The sequence below is a fragment of the Streptoalloteichus tenebrarius genome (assembly GCF_024171885.1).
GTDB lineage: Bacteria > Actinomycetota > Actinomycetes > Mycobacteriales > Pseudonocardiaceae > Streptoalloteichus > Streptoalloteichus tenebrarius.
Genome location: NZ_JAMTCP010000095.1, coordinates 1 through 1,543, shown reverse-complemented (window position 1 = coordinate 1,543; position 1,543 = coordinate 1). Strand labels below are relative to the sequence as shown.

At 66.1% G+C, this 1,543-nt stretch carries 3 protein-coding genes and 1 pseudogene; all 4 read right to left on the bottom strand.

Annotated elements, in window-relative coordinates; genetic code table 11:
* Positions 1-214 precede the first annotated feature (214 nt).
* Positions 215-610, bottom strand: coding sequence for an Imm1 family immunity protein (locus tag LX15_RS32065; protein WP_253674910.1), 396 nt, complete (start codon positions 608-610; stop codon positions 215-217).
* Between the two features lie 77 nt (positions 611-687).
* A complete protein-coding gene (locus tag LX15_RS32060; protein ID WP_253674909.1) occupies positions 688-1,110 on the bottom strand; it encodes an NUDIX hydrolase in 423 nt (140 codons plus the stop codon).
* Between the two features lie 90 nt (positions 1,111-1,200).
* Positions 1,201-1,377, bottom strand: a pseudogene (locus LX15_RS32055) (DUF397 domain-containing protein); the annotation flags it as partial.
* A gap of 46 nt (positions 1,378-1,423) precedes the next feature.
* Positions 1,424-1,498 carry a hypothetical protein gene (locus LX15_RS33815; RefSeq protein WP_372502840.1) on the bottom strand — a complete coding sequence of 25 codons (75 nt, stop codon included), beginning with the start codon at positions 1,496-1,498 and terminating at the stop codon, positions 1,424-1,426.
* Positions 1,499-1,543: the final 45 nt, after the last annotated feature.

Genomic DNA, 1,543 nt, shown 5'->3' with positions numbered 1-1,543 from the left:
GGGCCTTGAAGGTGCGTGGTGGCCAACACCGTCAGGCGCAGACCGTAGGAGCGGGCGAACTGATCGGTGGGCATCGCCGCCTGCTCGTTCCACCGGCGCGACGGCGGGGGCCAACTGGTCTGGCCCCGCCGTCGCGCCGTCGGTTAGCTCAGGTCGAGCCGGCCCTGCTTCACGGTGTTGACGAACGCGGTGAACACCGCGACCGACAGAGGAATCAGGCCTCCTCGATCTGCCACTTGACGCAGGAGGGGCGCTCCCCCCGACTCAGGTACTCGGCCAGCGCCTTCTCCAGATCAGCGCGCGGGATCTCCGAACCCGGAGGGAAGTCCACCGAGACGTACACCGGAGGCTCGCCTTCAGGTTCCCCACGAACATCGGCGCACGTATACCACTCATGGCCGTCCTTGTCCGCGAAGTACATGGCGCCCCGGCCAGCTCGCATGCCGGCGATCACGAACGGGGCGTCGTCCGCCGAGGAGCGGAGGACCACGCCGTCCGGAGCCTCCCGCTCCAGCAACTCCACAAGCTCGGATACCGCGGTGCTCCCGATGAGGGGGCGACTGTGCTCCCGCCAGCTTCGGTCCCGCCACCACACCTCGACGTTGTTCATTCGCCTACTCCTGGGGCGGCAAACTGCACCTTGACTTCACCTCGCCAGGGCGTTGGAGCCCCGCCGGTCATGGTCGACTACCGCATCAGTTCCCGGTCGGTCTCGCGCAGACGCGCGAACCAACTCGTGATCGAACGCTTGTAACCCTCCGGCATGGTGAGGTCGCGCACCTCGGACTCGGTGAACAAGCCGATCTCTTTGTGCTCATGGGACAGCACGGGCTCGGCGTCACCGTCGGGGTAGCAGCCGTAGGTCACGATGAACACGGTCTTCTCCACCACGTCGATGTAGTACATCCACGTGTCCAGGATCGGCCCGGTGGTCACCTTCCACTGCGTTTCCTCGGTGATCTCCCGCGCCACGCACTCCTCGGGCGTCTCGCCGGGCTCGATCCGGCCGCCGGGCAGCTCCCACTCCTCGCGCTCGTTCTTGAGCAGCAGCACCCGGTCGCCGCGCACCACCACACCCTTGATCGAGACGGGGTAGAGGAACTGGCTCATCGGCGTTGACCTCCGAAAGCGCGCACGGTGTCCTCGCTGCTACGTAGCAGCAGGGGACACCACAAGAACCAACGCAGTGTTGACAGGTTGTCACTGTACGCACCCGAGCGCATCGCGCTCCCATGGCCTCACGAAACGAGCGTTTCGGGAGGTAGAGACAATGAACGACGCGTTCGAGGCTGGTTGGATCGCGGCCGGCGAGAAGAAGACGAGCGCCGGACCGCTGGGGTTCTTCGAGTCCCGAACCCCTGTCACGCCGGACAAGTTTGCGACCTCTACGCAGTTCGCCGACCCATTCTGGCTGCGACTGCTCTTACGCCAGACCGCGGGCTTCCACGGCCTCGGGGCTGGGGGTCACGGTGGCCAGGTGGACGTACCGCTTCTCCACGACGGACACGGCTTTGCTCGCGACGACGACGATGTCCCCGTCCCG